Origin of the sequence: Microbacterium mangrovi, from assembly GCF_000802305.1 — a bacterium.
Lineage (GTDB): Bacteria > Actinomycetota > Actinomycetes > Actinomycetales > Microbacteriaceae > Microbacterium > Microbacterium mangrovi.
Genome location: NZ_JTDK01000010.1, coordinates 323,275 through 345,657, shown reverse-complemented (window position 1 = coordinate 345,657; position 22,383 = coordinate 323,275). Strand labels below are relative to the sequence as shown.

The 22,383-nt window shown below is 69.9% G+C and carries 19 protein-coding genes and 1 tRNA gene; 8 read left to right on the top strand and 12 right to left on the bottom strand.

The window, feature by feature from the left end; genetic code table 11:
• Positions 1–147 precede the first annotated feature (147 nt).
• From orn to LK09_RS12380, 5 genes are all read left to right on the top strand, one after another.
• Positions 148–774 (top strand): oligoribonuclease, encoded by a 627-nt coding sequence (orn, locus tag LK09_RS12400; protein ID WP_039399641.1) that lies wholly within the window; start codon positions 148–150, stop codon positions 772–774.
• 37 nt (positions 775–811) lie between these two features.
• Positions 812–887, top strand: a tRNA-His gene (locus LK09_RS12395).
• Between the two features lie 23 nt (positions 888–910).
• Entirely contained in the window at positions 911–1,261 is a 351-nt protein-coding gene (locus tag LK09_RS12390; RefSeq protein WP_039399639.1) for a metallopeptidase family protein, read from the top strand.
• Complete coding sequence (gene clpS / locus LK09_RS12385) at positions 1,258–1,557, top strand: ATP-dependent Clp protease adapter ClpS (RefSeq protein ID WP_197061050.1); 300 nt, start codon at positions 1,258–1,260, stop codon at positions 1,555–1,557. Before LK09_RS12390 ends, clpS begins: the two co-directional genes overlap by 4 nt.
• Entirely contained in the window at positions 1,554–2,039 is a 486-nt protein-coding gene (locus LK09_RS12380) for a DUF2017 family protein (protein ID WP_039399635.1), read from the top strand. Before clpS ends, LK09_RS12380 begins: the two co-directional genes overlap by 4 nt.
• 12 nt (positions 2,040–2,051) lie before the next feature.
• Here LK09_RS12380 and LK09_RS12375 read toward each other — a convergent pair whose 3' ends face one another.
• The 10 genes from LK09_RS12375 to LK09_RS12330 form a co-directional block, all read right to left on the bottom strand.
• Entirely contained in the window at positions 2,052–2,645 is a 594-nt protein-coding gene (locus LK09_RS12375; protein ID WP_082008224.1) for a nucleoside/nucleotide kinase family protein, read from the bottom strand.
• A complete protein-coding gene (locus tag LK09_RS12370) occupies positions 2,620–2,940 on the bottom strand; it encodes a hypothetical protein (RefSeq protein WP_039399630.1) in 321 nt (106 codons plus the stop codon). Before LK09_RS12370 ends, LK09_RS12375 begins: the two co-directional genes overlap by 26 nt.
• A gap of 51 nt (positions 2,941–2,991) precedes the next feature.
• Positions 2,992–4,251, bottom strand: coding sequence for a DNA polymerase IV (dinB, locus tag LK09_RS12365; RefSeq protein WP_039399628.1), 1,260 nt, complete (start codon positions 4,249–4,251; stop codon positions 2,992–2,994).
• Positions 4,252–4,343: 92 nt separating this feature from the next.
• Entirely contained in the window at positions 4,344–5,861 is a 1,518-nt protein-coding gene (gene gatB, locus LK09_RS12360) for an Asp-tRNA(Asn)/Glu-tRNA(Gln) amidotransferase subunit GatB (protein ID WP_039399626.1), read from the bottom strand.
• Positions 5,861–7,369 carry an Asp-tRNA(Asn)/Glu-tRNA(Gln) amidotransferase subunit GatA gene (gene gatA / locus LK09_RS12355; RefSeq protein ID WP_039399624.1) on the bottom strand — a complete coding sequence of 503 codons (1,509 nt, stop codon included), beginning with the start codon at positions 7,367–7,369 and terminating at the stop codon, positions 5,861–5,863. Before gatA ends, gatB begins: the two co-directional genes overlap by 1 nt.
• Positions 7,366–7,665 (bottom strand): Asp-tRNA(Asn)/Glu-tRNA(Gln) amidotransferase subunit GatC, encoded by a 300-nt coding sequence (gene gatC / locus LK09_RS12350; protein ID WP_039399622.1) that lies wholly within the window; start codon positions 7,663–7,665, stop codon positions 7,366–7,368. Before gatC ends, gatA begins: the two co-directional genes overlap by 4 nt.
• A 110-nt stretch (positions 7,666–7,775) precedes the next feature.
• Positions 7,776–8,267, bottom strand: a complete 492-nt coding sequence (locus tag LK09_RS12345; RefSeq protein WP_197061042.1) for a DUF4262 domain-containing protein — start codon at positions 8,265–8,267, stop codon at positions 7,776–7,778.
• 76 nt (positions 8,268–8,343) lie between these two features.
• Positions 8,344–10,638 (bottom strand): NAD-dependent DNA ligase LigA, encoded by a 2,295-nt coding sequence (ligA, locus tag LK09_RS12340; RefSeq protein WP_052226710.1) that lies wholly within the window; start codon positions 10,636–10,638, stop codon positions 8,344–8,346.
• A 43-nt stretch (positions 10,639–10,681) separates the two neighbouring features.
• Positions 10,682–11,779 carry a tRNA 2-thiouridine(34) synthase MnmA gene (mnmA, locus tag LK09_RS12335; protein WP_082008223.1) on the bottom strand — a complete coding sequence of 366 codons (1,098 nt, stop codon included), beginning with the start codon at positions 11,777–11,779 and terminating at the stop codon, positions 10,682–10,684.
• 62 nt (positions 11,780–11,841) lie between these two features.
• Positions 11,842–12,999, bottom strand: a complete 1,158-nt coding sequence (locus LK09_RS12330) for a cysteine desulfurase family protein (RefSeq protein ID WP_039399616.1) — start codon at positions 12,997–12,999, stop codon at positions 11,842–11,844.
• Between the two features lie 20 nt (positions 13,000–13,019).
• On the opposite strand from LK09_RS12330, the gene glgX reads away from it, so the two are divergent.
• The 3 genes from glgX (at position 13,020) to glgB (ending at position 19,503) form a co-directional block, all read left to right on the top strand.
• Positions 13,020–15,113 (top strand): glycogen debranching protein GlgX, encoded by a 2,094-nt coding sequence (gene glgX, locus LK09_RS12325; RefSeq protein ID WP_052226709.1) that lies wholly within the window; start codon positions 13,020–13,022, stop codon positions 15,111–15,113.
• A 242-nt stretch (positions 15,114–15,355) separates the two neighbouring features.
• Positions 15,356–17,323 carry an alpha-1,4-glucan--maltose-1-phosphate maltosyltransferase gene (locus LK09_RS12320; protein WP_082008232.1) on the top strand — a complete coding sequence of 656 codons (1,968 nt, stop codon included), beginning with the start codon at positions 15,356–15,358 and terminating at the stop codon, positions 17,321–17,323.
• Positions 17,320–19,503 carry a 1,4-alpha-glucan branching protein GlgB gene (glgB, locus tag LK09_RS12315; RefSeq protein ID WP_039399614.1) on the top strand — a complete coding sequence of 728 codons (2,184 nt, stop codon included), beginning with the start codon at positions 17,320–17,322 and terminating at the stop codon, positions 19,501–19,503. The genes LK09_RS12320 and glgB overlap by 4 nt, the downstream gene beginning before the upstream one ends.
• A gap of 58 nt (positions 19,504–19,561) precedes the next feature.
• Here the strand turns inward: glgB and LK09_RS12310 are convergent, their stop codons facing one another.
• Both LK09_RS12310 and LK09_RS12305 read right to left on the bottom strand, forming a co-directional pair.
• Positions 19,562–20,491 (bottom strand): tetratricopeptide repeat protein, encoded by a 930-nt coding sequence (locus tag LK09_RS12310; RefSeq protein WP_039399612.1) that lies wholly within the window; start codon positions 20,489–20,491, stop codon positions 19,562–19,564.
• On the bottom strand, positions 20,488–22,377 hold the full coding sequence (locus tag LK09_RS12305; RefSeq protein ID WP_039399610.1) for a hypothetical protein: 1,890 nt from the start codon (positions 22,375–22,377) through the stop codon (positions 20,488–20,490). Before LK09_RS12305 ends, LK09_RS12310 begins: the two co-directional genes overlap by 4 nt.
• Positions 22,378–22,383 lie beyond the last annotated feature (6 nt).

The window sequence follows — 22,383 nt, the reverse complement described above, 5'->3', positions numbered from 1 at the left end:
GATCACGAGAGACCTATGTCCTGAAACCAGACACTCCCGGGGGGGCGTTTCGCGGCGACTCGCGAGGGTCACGGCCGCCGCACGATCGACCCCGTCGCACGGACTCGCGAGAGCCCGATGTCCGGGGCGCTCACTAGGATGTCCCCCATGGTGGCATCTTCAGAGAACGACCGACTCGTATGGATCGACTGCGAGATGACAGGGCTCGATCTCGAGGTCGACGAACTCGTCGAGGTCGCGGTCGTCGTGACGGACTTCGAACTGCGCCCCCTCGACGCCGGTTTCACGATCGTCATCAAGCCCGATGCATCGGCACTCGACCATATGAACGAGTTCGTCACGAACATGCACCGCAAGTCCGGTCTGCTCGAGGAGATCCCGAGCGGCGTCAGCCTGGGCGAGGCCGAGTTCGAGGTTCTCGAGTACATCCAGCGATTCGTGCCGCTGGAGGGGCGGGCACCGCTGGCCGGCAACACGATCGGCACCGATCGCATGTTCATCGCGAAGTACATGCCGCGCGTCGATCACTGGCTCCACTACCGCAACATCGATGTCTCCAGCATCAAGGAGCTCAGCCGCCGGTGGTTCCCGCGCGCGTACTTCCACGCACCGGCCAAAGAGGGCGAGCACCGCGCTCTCATCGACATACGCGAGTCCATCCGCGAGCTGGCCTACTACCGGCAGTCCGTGTTCGTCGGCGACCCCGGACCCTCGAGCGACGAGGCGAAAGCAGCCGCAGCGTCGGCCGTTTCGTTGTTTGCGCCCAACGTATGACAGAATCGTAGGGTTGCCCCGGCGCGCTGGGGACACGGTGGCTATAGCTCAGTCGGTAGAGCACCTGGTTGTGGTCCAGGGGGTCGCGGGTTCAAGTCCCGTTAGCCACCCCACACTCGCGAGAAGCGGCAGACACATGGACGAATGGGATGCCACGGCGTTCGAAGAACTCGTCACCGACGAGCTCGATCGCCTTCCCGACGACATGATCGACGGGCTCGACAATGTCGTCTTCGTGGTCGAAGATCGGCCGGAAGACGGCAGCCTCGACCTGCTCGGGCTCTACGAAGGCATCGCTCTCACGGAGCGCGACATCTACGGCGTCGGCGAACTGCCCGATCGCATCATCGTCTATCGCGAGCCGCACCTCGCGGCGTGCACCACCGAGTCCGAGCTGCGGGACGAAGTGCACACCACCCTCGTCCATGAGATCGGCCACTTCTACGGCATCGACGACGACCGACTGCACGAACTGGGGTGGGCATGACACCCCTGGCATCACCGGAGCTCGATGAGCGCACCGACGAGCGGTCCCAGGCATCCCCCGCTCGCCCGTGGCAGACCGTCGTCTGGAACGACCCCGTCAACCTGATGAGCTACGTCGTGTATGTCTTCCGCACCCACTTCGGGTACAGCCGCGAGAAGGCGACGACACTCATGCTCCACGTCCACCAGGACGGCCATGCGATCGTCGCGGAAGGCGCCCGCGAGCAGATGGAGATGCATGCGCGCGCGATGCACGACTACGGCCTGTGGGCAACCGTGAGAGAGGCCCCCGAATGAATCCCGAAAGCGTCGTCCTCCTCGATTTCAGCCGCGCCGAGACGGCTCATCTCTCCGTCATCGTCCGCGACTTCATCGAGCTGCTCGACGATTCCCCCGCCGACGACCCCGCGCTTGCCCGGCTCGTGCCGTCGGCCTATCCCGACGACGATGACGCCGCGGACGAATACCGAGCGCTCACCGAGGCGGACCTTCTGGACTCACGACGAGCCGACGCCCGGACCGTCATCGACATGCTCGGCCCGATCGATCCCGCCGTGCTCGACTCGGAGGCTGCGCACGACGTCGCCCCGATCGCGATCGACGGTGTCCGCCTCCCCGCGTGGCTGCGGACGCTTGCCGCCGTTCGGCTGGTGCTGGCTTCACGACTCGGGATCACGTCGGACGACGACCGCCCCGTCGACGACCCGCGGTACGGCGTCTACGAATGGCTGGCCTACCGCCTCGACCAGCTCATCGAAGCCGCCTCGGCGCAGGCCTGACGTCGCTGACGGTCACGGCACGTCGAATCGCAGGGTGGCCAGCTTCTGCGGCTCGTCGGCGGCGACATGCGCGCGTTCCTGCGCGCTCCAGCGATCCCAGTGCGGTCGATAGGTCTCGCCGTCGCGCTCGAGGGCGCGCGTGCGCCGAGAGGTCTCCGGCGACTCCAGCCAGACGCGGATGTCACTCAGCGCCGCAGTCTGCGAGGTCAGGATGCCCGACCCCTCAACGATGAGCGGCAGCGACGGGTCGACCGCGTGGGCCTCCGCGTACACCGAGGCCTCCCAGTCCCAGCGCTGCCAAACGCCCATCGTCCCGCGGGCGTGCGGGTACAGGATGCTCGCACGCGCGGTCTCGACGCCCTCGGCCAGGCCGTCCCAGCCGGGGTAGAGGGAATCGAGGGCCACGAGCTGCACGCGCCCGTGCAACGGCCACGACGCGACGACCGCCCGCGCGAGTGTGCTCTTGCCGGACCCGCTGCGGCCGTCGATGAGGATGACGGGGTTCAGCACCCCCTGCGCGCGCACGGCGTCGACCACGCCCGCCACGGCCCGGCCGAGCGCGGAGCGGACGGGGTCGCGCTCACTTCTTGCGGGCGCGGATGACACGGCTGAGCGCTCGACCGGTGACCCAGATAGCGGGGATCAGCACGGCCAGCAGCGCGATCGGGTTGGGTTCGAAGCGCAGACCGTCGGCGCGGCGCACATACGCCCCCACCGGGACGGCCCAGCCGCCGCCCGCTCCGGCGCCGTTGCCGACGTCGTCCGAGCCGCCGCCGAACCCCGACCACGTCACGGCGACCGGGATGAACTTGACCCCGTCGACATCCTGCACGTCGCCATAGGCGCTGTGCACGCCGAAGTCAGCCGCTTGCTTGCCGAGTTCCACTGCGAGATTGGGCATGGGTCCACGCTAGCGCGCCGTGACTGCCGTGCGCACGCCGACCGGTCTTCGTCACGGCATCCGGTCGGTCCGCGGATCGGTCGGCAGCGCCGCCACATCCCGTCGCGCGCCCAGCAGCGTCGCGCGGGTCAGCGCGCCCTTTCCGAATCGTGCGGCGACCTCGTCGACGGCTCCTTCGAGATTGCGCCACTCCTCGTCGTCGTCCCACAGCCCGAGCACACTGCCGGCGGCGGGCTGCAGCTTCTCGGCACGGACGCCGACCAGGCGCACGGACTGCCGCAGTTCGAGCGCGTCGAACAATCCGATCGCCGCCTCGCCGATGCGCTGCCCCACCGACGTCGGCGCCGGAAGAGTCACCGTGCGAGTGAGGGTGGTGAAATCGGCATAGCGGATCTTGATCGACACCGACCCGGCGGTCCACTCGTTCGAGCGCAGACGCGCCCCCACACGATCGGCCAGCCGCCGCAGCTCGCTGCGCAGGACGCCGTGATCGGCGATGTCGACGTGGAACGTCTCTTCATGGCCGACGCTCTTCTCGACCCGCCCGGTCTCAACGGCGCGCGGATCGATGCCGCGCGCGAGGTCGCCGATGCGGCCCGCCATCGAGGGGCCGAGGGCGCGCACGAGCACGGCATGCGGAGTGCGGATCACGTCGGCAACGGTGTGGATGCCGCGCCCCTCGAGCGCCTCCGCCGCCTTCGGGCCGACGCCCCAGAGCGCGCGGACGCTGCGCGGTTCGAGAAACTCCAGGGTGCGGCTCTGGGGCACGATCAGCAGGCCGTCCGGCTTGCTCATCGTCGAAGCCATCTTCGCGACGTGCTTGGTCGCGGCCACGCCGACGCTGCAGACGATGCCCACCTCCGAAAGGATCCGGGCACGCAGCATCGTCGCGATGTGCCCGGGACTCCCCCACAGCCGTCGTGCGCCGCTCACGTCGAGGAACGCCTCGTCGATCGACAGCGGTTCGACCAGCGGGGTGATGCTGCGGAACACGTCGAACACCTGCCGGGAGACCTCGACGTATCGCTCGAACCGAGGGGTCACCGTGATGGCCTGGGGGCACAGGCGCAGCGCCTGCGACACGGGCATCGCCGAGCGCACCCCGAACCTGCGCGCCTCGTACGAGGCGCTCGAGACCACGCTGCGTCCTTCTGGCGCTCCGATGATGAGCGGCTTGCCGCGCAACGACGGATCGTCGAGCACCGCGACGGACGCGTAGAAGGCATCCATGTCGACGTGCAGGATCCGGGTGCCGCTGTCGTCGGCGCCCGGCTGCGAGACCAGGCGACCTGTCCCGTCGGCACGACCCATAGTCCTATTGTGACGCGACCCTCCGACATTGACGTCGGAGGGTCGCGTTCAGAGCTTTCTCGCCCGGGGCGGACGCACGGGACTCTCCCGGATCAGGACGACCCCGCACGCTCGAGCACGAGCTCGCGCACGCGGGCGGCATCCGCCTGGCCCTTCATCGCCTTCATAACAGCTCCGATCACCGCGCCCGCGGCCTGCACCTTGCCGTCGCGGATCTTCTCCAGGACGTCGGGCTGGGATGCCAGTGCCTCGTCGATCGCGGCGATGAGGGCACCGTCATCGGACACGACGGCAAGCCCGCGTGCGTCCACGATCTCCTGTGGCGTCCCCTCGCCGGCGACCATGCCCTCGAGCACCTGGCGTGCGAGCTTGTCCGTCAGGGTTCCGGCATCGACCAGCTGCTGCAGCGCGGCCACGCCCTGCGGGGTGACGAGATCGACGGCATCCTGTTCGCGCAGATTCGCGATGCGGGTGATCTCCCCCGTCCACCACTTGCGTGCTGCAGCCGGCGTCGCACCGGCGACGATGGTCGCCTCCACGACCTCGACCAGTCCGCCGTTGCGGACGTCCTGGAACTCGAGGTCGGTGAAGCCCCACTCGGTCTTCAGGCGGCGGCGTCGGGCGACCGGCTGCTCCGGAAGGGCGGCACGCAGCTCCTCGACCAGGTCGCGCGGCGGCAGCACCGGGAGCAGATCGGGCTCGGGGAAGTACCGGTAGTCGTCGGCATCCGACTTGGGTCGGCCCGGCGAGGTGGTGCCGGTGTCTTCGTGCCAGTGCCGGGTCTCCTGAGTGATCGAGCCGCCCTCGGCGAGAATCGCGGCCTGCCGCTGGATCTCGTAGCGTACGGCGCGCTCCACGGACCGCATCGAGTTGACGTTCTTCGTCTCGGTGCGCGTGCCGAGCTTCACCTGACCGCGCGGGCGCAGCGACACGTTGGCGTCGCAGCGGAGGTTGCCGCGCTCCAGGCGGGCCTCGGAGATGCCGAGGGCCTTCACGATGTCGCGGATCGCAGAGACGTACGCCTTCGCGATCTCGGGCGCCCGGTGCTCCGCGCCGAAGATCGGCTTCGTGACGATCTCGACCAGCGGAACGCCCGCACGGTTGTAGTCGACCAGCGAGTACTCCGCACCCTGGATGCGGCCGGTCGCCCCGCCCATGTGCGTGAGCTTGCCGGCGTCCTCCTCCATGTGCGCGCGCTCGATCGGCACGGTCACCAGCGTGCCGTCCTCGAGTTCGATCTCGACCGAGCCCTCGAAGGCGATCGGCTCGTCGTACTGCGAGATCTGGTAGTTCTTGCCGAGGTCGGGGTAGAAGTAGTTCTTCCGCGCGAACCGGCACGACTCGGCGATCGAGCAGCCGAGGGCCAGCCCGAGCCGGATCGACGACCGCACGGCCTCCTCGTTGACAACCGGCAGGGATCCCGGAAGGCCAAGGTCGACCGGGGCGATGAGCGTGTTCGGCTCGGCGCCGTGGTTGGCCTCGTTGGCGGGGTTCGGCGCCGCGGAGAACATCTTCGTCGCGGTGTTCAGCTCGACGTGCACCTCGAAACCGAGCACGGGCTCGAAGAGCTCGAGTGCCTTGTCGAAGTCCATCAGCTTGTCCTTGGCCATCAGCGGGCTCCTCCCAGGGCCGGGGCGCGGTCGAGCAGGGGGCCTCCCCAGCTGTCCACGAGCAGCGCTTCGAGTGCGGCGCCGACGCGGTACAGGCGGGCGTCTTCGCGCGCGGGCGCGAGGAACTGGATGCCCACGGGCAGGCCGTCTTCGGCGGCGAGACCCGACGGGATCGAGATGCCCGGGACGCCGGCGAGGTTCGCCGGGATCGTCGTGAGGTCGTTGAGGTACATCTGCAGCGGATCGTCGATCTTCTCGCCCAGCTTGAAGGCGGTGGTCGGCGCGGACGGCGTCGCGATGACGTCGACCTGCGCGAACGCGGAGGCGAAGTCCTGCTGGATGAGCGTGCGCACCTTCTGTGCGCTGCCGTAGTACGCGTCGTAGTAGCCGGCCGACAGCGCGTAGGTGCCGAGGATGATGCGGCGCTTGACCTCTTCGCCGAACCCGGCGTCGCGGGTCGCGGCCATGACGTCCTCGACGGTGCCGCCGCGATTGACCCGCAGGCCGAAGCGCACGGAGTCGAACTTGGCGAGGTTGCTGGATGCCTCCGCCGGCAGGATCAGGTAGTACGCAGCCACGCCGTACTCGAAGTGCGGCGCGCTGATCTCGACGATCTCGGCGCCGTGGGCCTGCATGAGATCGAGCGACGCGTGGAACGACGCCGCGACCCCGGGCTGGAACCCGCTGTCGGGCAGCTCGGTGATGACGCCGACCTTGAGGCCCTTGAGCACCTCGCCGTTCGCGCCCTCACGGGCAGCGGCGGCGAACGAAGGCCAGACGTCGGTCAGCGACGTGGAGTCGCGGTGGTCGTGTCCGCCGATCACGTCGTGCAGCAGCCCGGAGTCGAGCACCGTGCGGGTGACCGGTCCGACCTGATCCAGCGACGAGGCCAGCGCGATCGCGCCGTACCGGCTCACGCCGCCGTAGGTGGGCTTGACGCCCACGGTGCCGGTGACGTGCGCGGGCTGACGGATGGATCCGCCGGTGTCGGACCCGAGAGCCAGGGGCGCCTCGAACGCCGCCACCGCCGCGGCCGAACCGCCGCCCGAGCCGCCGGGGATGCGCTCGAGATCCCACGGATTGTGGGTGGGTCCGTACGCGGAGTGCTCGGTGGAGGACCCCATGGCGAATTCGTCCATGTTCGTCTTGCCGAGCGGGACGAGCCCCGCGGCGCGCGCGCGGGCGACGACCGTCGCGTCGAACGGCGACATGTAGCCCTCGAGGATCTTCGAACCGCTCGTGGACGGCATGTCGGTGGTCACGAGGACGTCCTTGACGGCCAGCGGCACACCGGCGAGCTCGCCCAGGGGCTCGCCCGCGGCGCGGCGACGGTCGATCTCCTCGGCCGTGTCGATCGCCCGGTCGCTGACGTGCAGGAAGGCCCGCACGTCGGTGTCCACGTCGGCGATGCGGTCGAGGTGGGCACGGGTCGCCTCGACGCTGGACACCTCGCCCGACGTGAGCTTCGCGGCCAGCTCGGCGGCCGAGAGGCGGATGATGTCGGTCACTGCTCTTCTCCCAGGATGGCGGTCACACGGAACCGGCCGTCGGCGGCATCCGGCGCGTTCTGCAACGCCTGCTCGCGGGTGAGCGTCTCGCCCACCTCGTCGGGACGGAAGACGTTCGACAGCGGGATCGGATGACTCGTCGCAACAACGTCGGGGGTCGCGACCTGCGACACCTTGGCGATGTTGTCGACGATCACGTCGAGCTGACCGGTGAGGCGCGTGACCTCGTCGTCGCTCAGCTGGATCCGCGCCAGAACGCCGAGATGGCGCACAAGATCGGGAGTGATTTCAGACACTCCCCCATTCTAGGCGGGCGGTCGTTTCGACCTCATGTCGGTTCGGCCGCGCAGCACGTCCGTCACGCCGCGTTCACCCGGGTGCGGTCCCCCGCACCCGGGTGCACGCGTCACGCCCGCAATTCGCCCGGGCGTGGCTGGATCCAGCCCGGCACCGCGTAGCCGGGCTCCCAGGGGAAGGTGCCGTTGCGATCGTCGTACGTCAACTGCAGCAGGGGGACCGAGTACTCGTCGGGACGCTGATAGAAGCGATTCGCGGCGAAGGCGATCTCTCCGGGGTTCGGCACCTCTTCGGCGATGACCCGGTGCGGCCACTTCTCGAAGGTGATCATCTGCCCGGGGATCAGCTGGCTGCCCGCGCGAATGCTGTCGGAGACGTCATTGAGCACGGCACCGGAGGTCTCCGGGCCCGCGCCCACGATCAGCAGCTCCGGATGCCCGATTCCGAAGAGCCCGACCGTGTAGGCGAACGACGTGTGCTTGCGACCCGAGTCGCCGAAGACGTACTGGATGTATGTCCCGTGCTCTCGGATCGTCTGCGCGGTGTGCGCGTCCTCCTGGTCGAGCCAGGCTTGCATCGACGGCTGCTCGGTGAATGACATTGCGAATCCCTTCGTCGGTGGGATTCCGAGAATAGAACATACCTCCGACATCGAGCCTCGGCCATCGAGGTCGACGTCAGCCGAGGGCGCCCGGCCCCTGCTCGACGAGGATCTTGAATTGGGCGGCATCCAGAACCCGGATGCCGAGCTCTTCGGCCTTGGCGAGCTTCGACCCCGCGCCGGGACCGGCCGCGACGAAGTCCGTCTTCTTCGAGACGCTGGATGCCGCCTTGCCCCCGGCCTGGATGATCGCCTCCTGAGCACCTTCGCGCGTGTAGCCCTCGAGCGACCCGGTGGCGACCACCGTGAGGCCGTCGAGCACGCCGCCGGTGACGACGGCCGCTCCGGGCCCCGGATGCCCCGGGGTCGCCCACTGAACCCCGGCAGCGGTCCACCGATCGACGATCTCACGGTGCCAATCGACCTCGAACCACTCCAGGAGAGAGTCGGCGATGATGGCTCCGACGCCTTCCACCTGCGCAAGCTCGTCGCGCGAGGCGGCCCGGATCGCGTCGAGGGAGCCGAACCACTGCGCCAGCGCGCGTGCCGCGACCGGACCGACGTGGCGGATGTTCAGCGACACCAGCAGACGCCACAGTTCTTTGGTCTTCGCCTTCTCGAGCTCGGCCAGGAGCTTGACTGCCGTGCTCGAGGGCTGGCGGGCGGTCACGCCCTCGCGTTTCTCGGCCGCGGTCGCATTGCGGCGGAACGGCGCGCGCTTCTTGACCTCGCCGGCGTCGTCTTCCTTCGGCAGCCCCGTCTCGGCGTCGCGCACGACGACCTCGATCGGCACCAGCTGCTCGAGAGTGAGCTCGAACAGACCCGCCTCCGTCGGCAGCACGGCGGAGAGCGGTTCGGCCGGCTGGGTGAGGGCGGCGGCCGTGACCTCGCCGAGCGCTTCGATGTCGAGCGCCCCGCGGGACCCGATGTGCTCCACCCGCCCGCGCACCTGGGCGGGGCAGGCGCGCGCGTTCGGGCAGCGCAGGTCGATGTCGGCTTCTTTCATGGGTCGCAGGGTCGACCCGCATTCGGGGCAGACCTCGGGCATGTGCCACTCGCGCTGCGTGCCGTCGCGGCGCTCCAGCACGGCGCCGAGGATCTCCGGGATCACGTCGCCCGCCTTGCGCAGGACCACCGTGTCGCCGATCATCACGCCCTTCGCCTTGACGACCTGCTGATTGTGCAGCGTCGCCTGACGGACCGTGGACCCGGCCACGCGGATCGGCTCCATGACCGCGTACGGCGTGGCGCGACCGGTGCGGCCGACCCCGACGACGATGTCGAGGAGCGTCGTGTAGACCTCCTCGGGCGGGTACTTGTACGCGATCGCCCAGCGCGGGGCGCGACTGGTCGCGCCGAGCGCGTCGTGCACGGCGAGCTCGTCGACCTTGACCACGATCCCGTCGATCTCGTGCTCGATGTCGTGCCGGTGCTCTCCGCGCGCGGCGATGTAGTCGACGACCTCATCGATCGTGCCGAAGACCTTCGTGTGCGGGGACACCGGCAGGCCCCATCCCGCGAGAAGTCCGTAGATCTCCGACTGGTCGACCGCGCCCGGATGCTGCCAGGCACCGATCCCGTGCAGATACAGCGCGAGACGGCCGAGGCGATCCCGCATCAGCTCCAGCTGTTCGGGAGTCTTGTTCTCGGCGCGCTGACGGAGACTGCCGGCGGCCGTGTTGCGTGCGTTCGCGAACTCGGGATACCGCGTCGGGAGGGATTCGGCATCCCGCCCCTTGGCGACCTGCTCGGCCGCCCACGCCGCCTGGAGGGCGTGCTGGCGTTCGTTCAGCGCCTCGAAGTCGGCGCCGCGCAGGAACACCTCGCCGCGCACCTCGAAGAACTCCGGCCAGCCCGACCCGGACAGCCGCTGCGGGATCGCCGGAATCCACCCGACGTTCTCTGTGATGTCTTCGCCGACGCGCCCGTCGCCGCGCGTGGTCGCGGTCTCGAGCACGCCGTCGCGATACGCCAGGCTGATCGCGAGGCCGTCGATCTTGAGCTCGCTCAGCCACCGCACCGGCCGACCGGCGGCTTCGCGGGTCTTGTGCGCCCAGTCGCGGAGCTCGTCGATCGAGAAGACGTTGTCGAGGCTCAGCATGCGCTCGGCATGCTCGTGCGGCGGGAATCCGACGGACACGATGCCGGCGCCGACCTGCTGCGTGGGGCTGTCGGCCGAGACGAGCTCGGGGAAGGCCCGTTCGAGAGCCTCGAGCGCGTGGATCTTCTCGTCGTACTGGGCGTCGCTGACGAGGCTCGCACCCTCGGAGTAGTAGGCCACGCGGTACTGCTCGATCACCTCGCGCAGGGCGGATGCCTCTGCGCGGGCGGTCTCGAAATCGATCGTGGTCTCGTCGCCTGCGTCAGTCACTCCGACAGTCTAGGAGCGACCGCCGACATCGGGAGGGAAGGCGTCAGACGGCGGCCGGAACCGCAGAGACCGTCCGCGCGATCGTGAACTGGCCGACCACGCGCGTGCCGTCGTACAGGACGGCGGTCTGGCCCGGCGCGACCCCTTCGAACGGCTCCTGCGGACGCACGACGACCTCACCGTCACGCAGTTGCGCACGCGCGGGGACCGGGTCCGCATGCGCCCGGATCTGCACCTCGCAGTCGAAGTCCTCGCTCTGCGGCGCGCGCCCGGCCCAGGAGTAGCGGTCGCCGGCGATCTCGGCGATCGCCAGGGCCTCCTTGGGTCCGACCACCACCGTGTTGGATACCGGACGGACCTCCAGGACGAACCGCGGCTTGCCGTCGGCTGCGGGGACTCCGAGCTTCAGCCCGCGGCGCTGCCCCACGGTGAACGCGTGCGCCCCGTCATGCGCGCCCACGACGGCGCCCGAGGCATCCACGATCTGGCCCGCCTCGGCCCCGACCTTGTCCGCCAGCCAGCCGCGCGTGTCGCCGTCCGGGATGAAGCAGATGTCGTAGCTGTCCGGCTTCTGGGCGACCGTGAGACCGCGCTCGGCGGCCTCCGCGCGCACCAGGGCTTTGGACGGCGTCGATCCGAGCGGGAAGTACGTGTGGGCGAGCTGCTCCGCATCGAGCACGCCGAGCACGTACGACTGGTCTTTCGCCGCATCCGAGGCGCGGTGCAGCTCACGACCGTGGTCGGTCTCGACGAGCGTCGCGTAGTGCCCGGTGCAAACGGCGTCGAACCCGAGCTCGAGAGCGCGTTCGAGGAGCGCCGCGAACTTGATCTTCTCGTTGCAGCGCATGCACGGATTGGGAGTTCGGCCGGCCTGGTACTCGGCGACGAAGTCGGCGATCACGTCGTCGCGGAAGCGCTCCGAGAAGTCCCACACGTAGAAGGGGATGCCGAGCCGGTCGGCGGCGCGGCGGGCATCCATCGCGTCTTCGATCGTGCAGCATCCGCGGCTGCCGGTGCGGAGCGTGCCGCCGGCACGCGAGAGGGCCAGGTGCACGCCGACGACGTCGTGCCCGGCATCCACCGCGCGCGCAGCCGCGACGGCGGAGTCCACTCCCCCGCTCATGGCCGCCAGAACACGCATCGCCCCAGTCTACGAGCGCCAAGGTGCGCGCGGGCTGGATGTGGCCGTTCGCGGGTGGACACTCAGCGGCCGCGGGCGCGCGTGACGGCGTCGGGAAGCGCTGCCAGCAGGGCATCGACGTCCGCCGCCGTGGTGGTTCGTCCCAGCGTGATCCGCAGCACCTGGCGGGCCTCGGCCTCGGTCCGCCCGAGCGCGAGCACCACGTGCGACGGCTCGGGGACGCCGGCCTGGCACGCCGATCCCGTCGACACGGCGATGCCCGCCCGGTCCAGGAGGAACAGCAGCTGCTCGCCCCCGGCCCCGGGGAACAGGAGATGCACGTTGCCCGGAAGGCGGTCGACGGGGTCGCCGAGAAGTGCGGCGTCGGGAATCGCCGCGCGCACGCCGTCGAGCAGGCGACGGCTCAGTCCCGCCAGGCGCTCGGCCTCCGCGGAGCGCTCGGCCACGGCGAGTTCGGCGGCGACCGCGAACGCGGCGGCGCCCGCGGCATCCTGCGTGCCCGAGCGCAGTCCGCGCTGCTGCCCTCCGCCGTGCAGCAGGGGTGCGAGGTGCGCCTGTCGCGCGACGACGAGTGCGCCCACGCCGATCGGGCCGCCGAGCTTGTGGGCGGACACGCTCAGCGCGCACAGGCCCGTCGCACCGTGCGCTCCGCCGCGGAGTTCGCGGAACGACAGCGGCAGGTGCCCGAACGCGCCCACCGCATCGAGATGAAGCGGGACGCCGGCATCCGCGGCCGCACCGGCCAGTGCGTCGGCCGGCTGCACCGTGCCGATCTCGTTGTTCGCAACCAGGGCGGTCGCCACCGCCGGTGCCGCCAGGGCGTCGGACCAGGATGCGAGCTCGATCCGGCCGAGCCGATCCAGGGCGACCGCGCGGACGCGGGCCCCCTCGTGCGCTTCCAGCCACGCGATCGTGTCCATCGTCGCGTGGTGCTCGCCCAGCGGCGTCACGATCGCCGCCCCCGCGCCGGCCGCGCGCCAGAGCCCGGTGATGCCGAGGTTCACCGACTCGGTGCCACCCGACGTGAGGACGATCTCGATCGGATCGCACCCGAGCGTGCCGGCGAGCCGCTCCCGCGAGTCCTCCAGGATGCGTCGGGCCGCCTGCCCGGCATGATGGATCGACGACGGATTGCCGAGGATCTCGGATGCCTCGATCCAGGCCGCGCGCGCCTCGGGCCGCAGCGGCGAGGAGGCGGCGTGGTCCAGGTAGGCGGTCACGGGTCGTTATCGTAGTCCGCATGGTTTTCGTGCAGGTGACAGCGAAGCCTGTCGACGGGCTGCTCGCGGCACATTTCGACGGCCTCGGCGTGCGGCTGGACGACGACGGAGGAACACTGCGGGTCTGGGCGCCCGACGCGACCTCGGCCGAGCTCGTCGTCTTCGACGAGGACGACCCCGACTGGGCCGCCGTCACCGTGCCGATGACCGCGGACGCGGCGGGAGTGTGGGAAGCCTCGACGCCGGCCCTCCGAGTGGATGCCCGATACGCCGTGCGGGTCGCCGGCCCCCGCGGCGCCCGGCACGCCTTCGACGCCGACACGCACCTTCTCGATCCCTACGCCCGCGGGGTCGAGCGGGTCGGTCCCACCGCGTGGCGCGGGGTGGTCGTGGACGAGTCCTTCGACTGGGGCGGCGTCGGCAAGCCGGGCATCCCCGATGACCGGACCGTCGTGTACGAGGCACACGTCCGCGGACTCACCAAGCGTCATCCGCTGGTCCCGCCCGCACTGCACGGCACGTACGCCGGCCTCGCCCATCCGGCGATCATCGACCATCTGAAGACGTTGGGCGTCACCAGCATCGAACTGCTCCCCGTGCACGCCTTCGCGTCCGAGCCGCGCCTTGCCGGGCTCTCCCTCGCGAACTACTGGGGCTACAACACCCTCGCCTTCTTCAGCCCGCATGCGCCGTACGCCACCGCCGCCTCGCGCCGCGGCGGTGCGAGTGCGGTGCTGCGCGAGTTCAAGGGCATGGTGCGCGCGCTGCACGAGGCGGGCATCGAGGTGCTGCTCGACGTGGTCTACAACCACACGTCGGAGGGCGGCCGGACAGAGCCTGCGACGAGTCTGCGGGGTCTTGCCGACCGCGGCTACTACCGGCAGACCGACGACGGCACTTACATCGACGTGACCGGCTGCGGGAACACGGTGGACACGTCGACGGACGCCGCGGCGCGCCTGATCCTCGACTCACTGCGCTACTGGGCCCGGGAGTGCCAGGTCGACGGATTCCGCTTCGATCTCGCCAGCGCGCTCGGGCGGGATGCCGCGCACTCCTTCACCGCCGACCATCCGCTGCTGCGCGCCATCGCCGACGACCCGGAACTGCAGGACGTGAAGCTCATCGCGGAGCCGTGGGACGTCGGGATGGGCGGCTGGCAGACCGGCGGGTTCGCCCCCGGCTGGCACGAGTGGAACGACCGCTACCGCGACCGGGTGCGTACGTTCTGGCTCTCGGACATCGAACATGCGCGGCGCACCGGCGGTGCAGCGGGCGGCATCGGCGGCCTCGCCACGAGCCTGGCCGGTTCATCGAACACCTTCAGCGACGAGCGCGGTCCCCTCGCGTCGGTCAACTTCGTGACCGCGCACGACGGCTTCACCCTGCACGACCTGGTGGCGTACGACACCAAGCACAACGAGGCCAACGGCGAGCACGGCCGCGACGGGACCGACACGAACAGGTCGTTCAACCACGGCGCCGAGGGTCCCACGAACGACCCGCGCATCCTCGCCGACCGCCGCCGCGCGATGCGGAATCTGCTCGGCACTCTGCTGCTGTCCGCAGGGACCCCGATGATCACCGCCGGCGACGAGTTCGGCCGGACCCAGCACGGCAACAACAATGCCTATTGCCACGATTCGGACCTCACCTGGCTCGACTGGGAGCACGCGGACTGGCAGCAGGACCTCGCGGCACACGTCCGTCACCTCCTGCGCCTGCGCCGGGAGAACCCGGCCCTGCGCCCGCGCCGGTTCGCGCGGCTCGGCGCGCGGGTTCCGTCCGCCTCCGCCATGGAGTGGTTCGACGCCGCCGGACAACCCATGCCCTGGCACAGCTGGGACGATCCGGGCCATCGCACGCTGCAGTACCTGGCCTCCTCCACGCCGGAGTTCGAGGCGCCCAACACCGTGCTGCTCCTCGTGCACGGGCGCGAAGAGCCGGTGGATGTCGTCCTTCCGGCGCTTCCGGGGGCACCGGGGCTGGTCGAGCTGTGGTCCAGCGCCGATGAGACCCCCCGCGAGCGCGACACGCCCGTACCGCCCGACGAGGTCTTGGCCATGGGACCCACGTCGATGCGGCTGTTCCGCGTCCAGGATCCGACACATTAGGTCCACCGCGCGCTCGATCGCTGGGAATCGTCTGCCGCTGGCGATAGGTTCAACACGTGGCACGCGTGACGAAGAACCCCGCCAAGCGCCCGGACCCGGCAACGCCTCCGTCGAGCGCACAAGACGAACGCGGCCCGAAGGCAGCCGTCGAAAGGACGGACCCCGCCTGGCGCAGCGCCGCCGCCGTCCCGGTGCGGCCGGCTTCATCGTGGCAGCGGCAGCGCGACACGCTCACGCCCCGGATCCCCCTGCTGGATCCCACCCCCGACGCGGGGGACTTCGCGCCCAAGGCGTACGTCGGGGAGGCGGTGCCCTTCACCGTGACGGCGTTCCGCGAGGGTCACGATCTGATCGGCGTGCAGCTGCGGCTGATCTCGCCCACCGGTGACGAGTCCCTGCACCGGCTCACGGCGCTGAAGAACGGACTGGACACGTGGCGCGTCGACGTCGTCCTGCTCGAGCAGGGCGATTGGACCTTCCGGTTCGAGGCGTTCGCCGACGACTTCGCGACCTGGCAGCACGCGGCCGACCTGAAGATCGCCGCGGGCGTGGACACGGCGCTCATGCGCGAGATCGGCGCCGTGCTCGTCGAACGCGCGGCCGGCGAGAAGGACCGGCCCGACGCCGAACGCGCCGGGCTGCGGACGGTCGCCAAGCGGCTGCGGGATGCCGGCCTGCCCGACGACACCGCTCTGCGCATCGTCCGCGACCGGTCGCTGGCGGACGAGTTCCGGCTGCGCCCGCTCACCTCGCTCATGACGGTGGGTGACGAGTACACCCTGCAGGTCGAGCGCACGGAGGCCGGCGACGCGGCGTGGTACGAGTTCTTCCCCCGCTCCGAAGGCGCCGTGCGCCTCGAAGACGGCACCATCCGCTCGGGCACGTTCCGCACCGCGATCGGTCGTCTCGACGGCGTGGCCGGCATGGGATTCCAGGTGCTGTACCTGCCCCCGATCCATCCCATCGGCCGGATCAACCGCAAGGGCCGCAACAACACCCTCGACCCGCAGCCGGGCGATCCCGGCTCGCCGTGGGCGATCGGCGCGGCCGAGGGCGGTCACGACACCGTGCATCCCGACCTCGGCACCCTGGAGGACTTCCGCGCCTTCGTCGCCGCCGCCAACGAACGGGGCATCGAAGTGGCGCTCGACCTCGCGCTGCAGGCGGCTCCGGACCACCCCTGGGTGGCCGCGCACCCGGAGTGGTTCACCACCCTTCCCGACGGCACGATCGCGTTCGCGGAGAATCCCCCGAAGAAGTACCAGGACATCTACCCCATCAACTTCGACAACGACCCCGCGGGGTTCCGCGCCGAAGCGCTGCGCATCGTGCGGCACTGGATCGCCCAGGGGGTGCGGATCTTCCGCGTCGACAACCCGCACACCAAGCCGCTGCAGTTCTGGGAGTGGCTGATCCGCGAGGTGCGACGCGAGGACCCCGACATCGTGTTCCTCGCCGAGGCGTTCACCCGGCCGGCGCCGCTGCGGGGCCTCGCCCGCGCCGGCTTCCAGCAGAGCTACACGTACTTCACCTGGCGGAACACGAAGAACGAGCTCGTCGAGTTCCTCACCTCGCTCGCGACCGAGACAGCCGACTATCTGCGGCCGAATCTGTTCGTGAACACCCCGGACATCCTCACCGAGTATCTCCAGTTCGGCGGGCGCCCGGCATACCGGATCCGCGCCGCCCTCGCCGCGACGGCCGCGCCGACGTACGGCGTCTACGCCGGATTCGAGCTCTACGAGAACGTCGCCCGGCCGGGCTCCGAAGAGAACATCGACAACGAGAAGTACGAGTACAAGCTGCGCGATTGGGAGGCCGCCGAGGCATCCGGCGACTCGCTCGCGCCCTATCTCCGCCGCCTCAACGCCATCCGCGCCGCTCACCCCGCGCTCCATCAGCTGCGCAACTTCCGGGCGCACTGGAGCGATGACGACGCGATCCTGGTGTATTCGAAGCACCTCGACGCTGCACTCTCGCCGACCGGCAGGTCGGACACGATCATCGTGGTCGCCAACGTCGATCCGCACTCGGTGCGCGAGACGATGGTGCACCTGGACACCCGCGTCTGGGGGGTCGAGCCCGGAGACGCGTTCGAGGTCGAGGACCTCGTCACCGGTGCCCGCTGGAGCTGGACCGACCACAACTTCGTCAGGCTCGACGCGTTCGCCGAGCCGGTCCACATCCTGCACGTGAAGGAGACGAAATGACCATCGCCGACGACATCCTGAACCAGGTCTCCAGTGGCTCGTACTACGCACCGCACGATGTGCTCGGCATCCATCCGGACGGCACCGACTCGGGTGTCATCCGGGTGCGGCGGCCCCTGGCCGCGACCGTGACCGCGACGTTCGAGAACGGCCGCTCGGTCACCCTCGAACACCTCGCCTACGGCATCTGGGAGGGCGAGTACCAGGGAGACGCGACCGCCTACACGGTCACCGCGACGTACGAGGACGCCCCCGACTACGTCGCCGACGACCCGTACCGGCATGTTCCGACCGTCGGCGAGCTGGACCTCCATCTGATCAGGGAGGGCCGGCACGAACAGCTGTGGCGGACACTGGGCTCCCACGCCGGCGCCGATGACTTCGTGGACGGCACCGCCTTCGCGGTGTGGGCGCCGAATGCGCGCGCGGTGCGGGTCGTCGGCGACTTCAACGGCTGGGACGGCCGGGGGCACGCGATGCGCTCCCTCGGCTCGAGCGGGGTCTGGGAGATCTTCATCCCCGGCGTCGGAGTCGGCACCACCTACAAGTACGAGCTCCTCACGACGGACGGCCACTGGATCCTCAAGGCCGACCCGATGGCGCGACAGGCCGAGACGCCGCCGGCCACGGCATCGGTCGTCACCGCCTCGAAGTACAAGTGGGACGATGGGGAATGGATCGCACGTCGCGCGCAGTCGGCGCCGCACCGCGAGGCGATGTCGATCTACGAGCTGCATTTCGGTTCGTGGCGACCGGGTCTTTCCTACCGGGATGCCGCCGACCAGCTGACCGAGTACGTCAGCGCGCAGGGGTTCACGCACGTCGAGTTCATGCCGCTGGCCACGCACCCGTTCGGCGGGTCGTGGGGCTACCAGGTGACCGGGTACTACGCGCCGGATGCCCGCCACGGTTCTCCCGACGACCTCCGCTACCTCATCGACCGGCTGCACCAGGCGGGCCTCGGCGTGATCATGGACTGGGTCCCCGGGCACTTCCCGCGCGACGCCTTCGCCCTCGCGCGATTCGACGGCACTCCGCTGTACGAACATGCGGATCCGCGCCGCGGTGAGCACAAGGACTGGGGAACCCTCATCTTCGACTACGGCCGGCACGAGGTGCGCAACTTCCTCGTCGCTAACGCGCTGTACTGGATCGACGAGTTCCACGTCGACGGTCTGCGCGTCGACGCCGTGGCTTCCATGCTCTATCTCGACTACTCGCGCAACGAGGGCGAGTGGGCTCCGAACGTCTACGGCGGGCGGGAGAACCTCGAGGCGATCGGATTCCTGCAGGAGGTCAACGCGACCGCGTACCGGCTGCACCCCGGAGTCACGATCATCGCCGAGGAGTCGACGAGCTTCCCCGGGGTGACCGCGCCGACCGACCATGCCGGCCTCGGATTCGGATTCAAGTGGAACATGGGCTGGATGAACGACTCGCTCGTCTACATCGGCCGTGACCCGCTGTACCGCGCCCACCACGAGGGCGAGCTCTCCTTCTCGTTCGTCTACGCGTTCAGCGAGAACTACGTGCTCCCCATCAGCCACGACGAGGTGGTGCACGGCAAGGGCAGCCTCATCGCCCGCATGCCCGGCGACCACTGGCAGAAGCTCGCCAACATGCGCGCATTCCTCGCGTACATGTGGGGCCACCCCGGAAAGCAGCTGCTGTTCATGGGGCAGGAGTTCGGCCAGCTGTCCGAGTGGTCGGAGTCGCGCGGCCTGGAGTGGTGGCTCACCGACCAGCCGTCGCACGCCCAGCTGCAGAGCTTCGTGGCGACGCTGAACACCGTCTACCGCGGGCAGTCCCCCCTGTGGAGCCGGGATGCCGACAGCGCCGCGTTCACCCGTCTCGGCGAACCCACGTGGAATCCGAACGTGATCGCGTTCGCGCGACGCGACCTCCAGGGCAACGCGGTCGCGGTGATCTGCAACTTCTCGGGGAACCCCGTCGACCGGTACGAGCTGATGCTGCCCGAGGGCGGCACCTGGCACGAGATCCTCAATTCGGATGCCACCGAGTACGGCGGCTCGGGAGTCGGCAACCTGGGCGTGGTCAACGCCGCCCCCGACGGGCACGCGACCATGGTGCTGCCCCCTCTCGGAGTGCTGTGGCTGCAGCACGACGCGGTGCGGCACGTCAACGCACCCCAGGGCGACGGCGCCGTGCGCACGCGCTGACCGCTGCGACGAAGGCCCCGGCGATCTCGCCGGGGCCTTCGTCGATCAGGGCGCTGCCTCAGAAGAGCAGGCTTGCGAGCCGTCCTCGGGCGCGGACGACGCGCGGGTCGTCGTCGCCGACGAGTCCGAACAGCTCGACGAGCCGCTCGCGCACGGCTGGGCGGGCGTCGGCGGGAAGTTCGGCGAACAGGTCGAGGAGCCTGCCGAAAGCGTCGTCGACGTGGCCTCCGGACAGATCGAGGTCGGCGACCAGCAGCGCCGCCTCGACATCGGTCGGGTCCGCTGCGGCTGCACGCCGCGCCTCGTCGAGCGAGACGCCCTGCACCCGCTGCAGCAGCTGCACCTGGCCGAGGCCGGCACGGGCATCGGCATCCCGCGGGTTCTCCGCCAGCGCCTTCTCGTACGCCGTGATCGCGCGGGCGTAGTCGCCCGCCTCGATCGCGTCGTACGCCTCGGCGTGCAACGGAGGAAGCGGAGGCTCCTCGTCCGCCGATGCTGCTGCGCCCTCGCCGACGGGCAGCTGGCCGGTCACGCCGTTCTGGGCTGCGAGCTGGAGGAGCTGCGCGAACACCTCGCGCACCTGCTGCTCGGGCACGGCGCCGTTGAACAGCGGCACCGGCTGTCCGGCGACGAGCGCGACCACCATCGGGATCGACTGGGCCTGGAAACCGGCGGCCAGCTGGGGATTGGCATCCACATCGACCCGCGCGAGCAGCAGACGCCCGGCGAGCTCGGTGACCACCTTCTCGAGCACGGGCGTGAGCTGCTTGCACGGCTCGCACCAGTCCGCCCACAGGTCGACCACGACGGGCACGGTGCGCGACAACTCGAGCACCTCGCCGAAGGTCGCGTCTGTGACGTCGATGACGAGCCCGCCCGCCCCGGGGGCTCCGGCCGCGGCCGGGGCCGCGGGCGCGGCGGGGCGACCGCGCAGGGAAGAGAGGTCGACGGCGCCGCGCAGCGACGCACCGAGGTTCGGATCGCTCATTTCTTGTTCACCTTCGCCGAGAGGATGTCGGAGGCATAGCCGAGCATCTGGATCTTCGTGTTCGCGCCGCCCTGGCCCGGCACGTAGAAGAAGAGCTCGTCGCTGTAGGTCGTGGTGTAGCCGGTGCTGGACTGCTTCGTGCCGGTCAGCGCCTTGGCCTCGGGGCTTGCGAAGATCACGGCGCCGGACGAGGTGGGCTTGGTGATCGTGGAGTCGTTCACCTGCACTGCCACGATGGCACCGCTGTCGAGCGTCGCCAACGCCGACGGGTCGCTCGAGCCTGCCGAGGCCAGGAAGGTCATGCTTCCGGTCTGTCCGCCCTTCTTCGCGGACTTGTTGAAGGCGGCCAGCTGGGCGGCGTGAGCCTTCTTGGTCTGCTCGAGGAAGGTGTCGGTGGCCTTGTCGAACAGCCCCGCGTACTGGCTCTTGTCCCCGTTGTTCAGCACGTCGGCGTATGCCGAGGCGAGTTGGTTCGGGGGTGTCACGAGGAACGACGAGTCCGGCGGAACCGCCGAAGCGCCGACGTAGGACGGCGCGAGATCGGGAATCTGCGTCGCGGGCTGCAGCTGTGCCGTGTAGGCCAGCTTGTAGTTGCTCCACGGGTCGGCCTGACTCATCATCATGATGGTCGACGGGGCGTTGCCTCCGGTGCCGGCGGCGATCAGCATCACGGTGCGCGGCCAGCCGTCATAGGCCTGCGGCAGCACGACGCCCTTGGCGAGACCGGTCGTCGGGATCGGCGCGAGGGCGGAGATGCCCTTCGCGTTCTGCCGGATCGTGTAGTTGGCCTCGCGCTCGGCGAGGGGTGCACCGTCGAGCCGGGTCGCGGCCGTGTTGGCATCCATCTTCGCGTCGGCGGTGTGGACGGTCTTCGAGATGCGCGCCAGGATCTGCTCGGCCTGCGGCTCGGTCACGGCGGGCGTCTGCTGGTCGGCCGCCGCGACGGTCGCCGACGGCGTCGGCGACGCGGATCCGCCCATGTGCGGCCACGCGTCGGGAGTGCATCCGGCGAACAGGAGCGCGCTGAACGCCAGCGGGACGGCGATGAACGCCCGGCGCGACCTGCGCGTCGACTCGGCGGATCCGGACGAGATCACGCCCTTGTCCGCCTGGGCGACCGCGAGATCTTCGGGCTCGTCCGCGGCGGCCGTCGGAAGCGGCGGCGGACTCTTGCGGCGCGGACCGCGCGACCGGCGAACGTGCCGGATCGCAAGGATGTACAGGAAGACGCCGACGAGCATCAGGATGCCGCCGAGCACGATGAGCGGGCCGGCCCACGGAGTCGACGACGACAACGGCCACGTCACCGAGATCGCGGCGGGTGCGGGCTTGGTGCCGTCGGTCGCGATCAGCACGCTCATCCCGGACGGAAGCTGGAGCGGCTCGACGAGCAGGTCCTTCTGCTGGAACTCCTCCAGCCACAGGTCGGAGCCGACGGGATCGTGCGCGCCGACCATCGGGGCGGTCGAGGCCGAATCGGAACCCGGCCCCGGAGTCGCGGTCGTCGTGGGCGACGGTGACAGCGACGGCGACGGCGAAGAGGACGCCGAGCCGACGGCTTTGCCGTCCGGCCCGATGACCGTCGTGACGACGTTGCCACCGTCGAGCGACACCCGGTTGTAGGTGGCGCCTGCCAGCCAGGCCTTGACATCGTCGGCACGCCCGTACGAGAGGAAGACCTGCCCGTGAGCTGCCGCACGCACCGTCTGCGACCCCGGATGATGCCCCAGCACCGCGCCGTCGATCACGGTGAAGGGGGCATCCCCCGTCGTGTGCACGGTCGTCGTCAGCGACGTCGGCCCTTGGAACACCGTCCGCTGCGCGATACCGGCCGCGATCATCAAGGCCGCGAGCACGAACGCAGCGATGGCCCACACGAAACGCACGAAACT